This window comes from Amycolatopsis halotolerans, assembly GCF_042647905.1.
In the GTDB taxonomy this organism is placed as follows: Bacteria; Actinomycetota; Actinomycetes; order Mycobacteriales; family Pseudonocardiaceae; genus Amycolatopsis; species Amycolatopsis halotolerans.
In genome coordinates this window covers 1-821 of the sequence record NZ_JBHRWI010000090.1, presented here as the reverse complement: position 1 = coordinate 821, position 821 = coordinate 1, and the positions used below count along the sequence as shown (strand labels likewise).

The window sequence follows — 821 nt, the reverse complement described above, 5'->3', positions numbered from 1 at the left end:
TGCTCGACCGTCTGCGACCGGGGATGCTGCTGCTGGCCGACCGCAACTTCCTGGGCCACCGGTTGTGGACCGCGGCCCGGGCGCGGGGAACACATCTGCTGTGGCGGGCCACGCTCGCCAAGCCGCGGCTGCCCGTGCAGCACGTCCTGCCCGACGGATCGTGGCTCTCGACCCTCCGCGACCCGGCCGATGCCCGCGCCTGGCGGCGCAACGTCGCCCGGAACAAGAAACGCGGCCACAACCCGCCGCGGCCGCGCCCGGTCAAGGGCGTCACCGTCCGGGTCGTCGAAGCCTGGATCACCGCCACCGTCGACGGCCGTGCCCGCACGGAGAAATACCGGCTGGTGACCAGCCTGCTCGACCCGCACGCCGCACCTGCAGGCGACCTCGTCGCCCTCTACGCCCGACGATGGGTCGTCGAAACCGGCATCCGCGAGATCAAGACCGTGCTGCTGTCCGGCCGCGCGCTGCGCGGCCAAACCCCGATCCGCGCGCTACAGGAACTCTGGGCCACGCTGGTCGTCTACCAGGCCATCCGGCTGCTGATCTCCCAGGCCGCGCTCACCACCGGCCTGGACCCGTCCCGGATCTCCTTCACCGCCGCCCGCGACACCGTCGAGCACGCACTCGCCACCACGCCCGCCGACGCCGACCGCTGCCTCGACTGGACCTGCCACCACCTCGGCCAGCAGTTGATCACCCGGCACACCCACGCCCGAATGTTCCCCCGAGCACTCAAAAACACCCTGCACCGCTACCCCTACCGAGGCAAAACCCGCCAGCCGACCAGCAACAAAGCCAGCTACCAGATCCACCCCGCA

General features: G+C 71.0%; 1 protein-coding gene. It reads left to right on the top strand.

The window, feature by feature from the left end; all coding sequences use genetic code 11:
• Positions 1-821, top strand: an 821-nt coding sequence (locus ACFORO_RS46650; protein WP_377896792.1) for a transposase, incomplete at both ends; no start/stop codon positions are given.